The sequence below is a fragment of the Prauserella rugosa genome (assembly GCF_000719975.1).
Lineage (GTDB): Bacteria > Actinomycetota > Actinomycetes > Mycobacteriales > Pseudonocardiaceae > Prauserella > Prauserella rugosa.
In genome coordinates this window covers 1-1,357 of sequence record NZ_JOIJ01000054.1, presented here as the reverse complement: position 1 = coordinate 1,357, position 1,357 = coordinate 1, and the positions used below count along the sequence as shown (strand labels likewise).

The following is a 1,357-nucleotide window of genomic DNA, read 5'->3' as shown; positions in this document are numbered from 1 at the left end:
GGTCAAGTCCCTTGTGGTGGTGTAGTGCTGCGTTGTCCTTCTCTGGGGTTGTTAGGCGCTGAGTTCGAGGATGGGGTCGTTGGGTGTCTCCGTGTCGGGGTCGGTGATGGGGGTGAGGCGGCAGCGGGCGAGGACGTCGAGTCCGAGGTAGCGGCGCCCTTCGGCCCATTCGTCGGTTTGCTCGGCCAGGACGGCACCGACGAGCCGGATGATGGCCTCGCGGGTGGGGAAGATCCCGACGGCGTCAGTGCGGCGACGGATTTCCTTGTTCAACCGTTCGGCGGGGTTGTTCGACCAAATCTGTACCCACACGTCTTTCGGGAACGTGGTGAAAGCGAGCAGGTCGGCGCGGGCCTGGCCGAGGTGGTCGGCCACGGCAGGGAGTTTCTCGTCGACGTAGTCCAACAGGCGGTCGAACTGGGCGTGCACGGCGGTCGTGTCGGGTTGGTCGTAGACGCTGTGGAGCATCGCTTTGACGGCGGGCCACATGGTTTTCGGGGTCACGCTCATGAGGTTGGCCGCGTAGTGGGTGCGGCACCGTTGCCAGGACGCGCCGGGCAGGTTCGCCGCGATCGCCTCGACCAAGCCGGCGTGGGCGTCACTGGTGACGAGGCGGACGCCGGTCAGTCCGCGGGCCACGAGGTCGGCGAAGAACTCGTTCCACGCGGTGCCGGTCTCGGCGGTGGCCACGCGCATGCCCAGGACCTCGCGGTGCCCGTCGCCGTTGACCCCGGTCGCCAACAGCACCGCAGCGTTGATCACGCGACCGCCCTCGCGGACCTTCATGGTCAGCGCGTCGGCGGCCAGGAAGGTGAACGGGCCTGCCTCGCCCAGTGGACGGTGGCGGAACTCCTCCACGATCTGGTCCAGGTCGGTGGCCATGCGGGAGACCTGTGACTTCGACAGCGAATCGATGCCGAGTTGTTTGACCAGTTTGTCCATCCGCCGGGTGGACACGCCGGCGAGGTAGCAGTCGGCCACCACGGTGATCAACGCGGACTCGGCGCGTTTGCGGCGCTCCAGCAGCCACTCAGGGAAGTAGCTGCCCTTGCGCAGTTTCGGCACGGCCACATCGATCGTGCCGAGGCGGGTATCGAGGTCGCGGTGCCGGTAGCCGTTGCGCTGGGTTGTTCGGCCCGATGACCGGCGGCCGTACTCGGCGCCGACCACCGCGTCAGCGTCGGCGGAGAGCAACTGGTTGATGATCGTCTGCAACAGGCTGCGCATCAGATCCGGAGAGGCCTCGGACAGGGCTTCACCCAACAGGCCGGCAGGGTCAACAATATGTGGTGCGGTCATCGTGATGGTCCTCGAGGATTCTGTGGAAGGTTGACTCGAAGGATCACGCGGTGGCCGC

At 66.5% G+C, this 1,357-nt stretch carries 1 protein-coding gene; it reads right to left on the bottom strand.

Annotated features, from left to right (window positions below; translation table 11 throughout):
* Positions 1–51 precede the first annotated feature (51 nt).
* Positions 52–1,299, bottom strand: coding sequence for an IS256 family transposase (locus IF64_RS0124870; RefSeq protein WP_030534599.1), 1,248 nt, complete (start codon positions 1,297–1,299; stop codon positions 52–54).
* Positions 1,300–1,357: the final 58 nt, after the last annotated feature.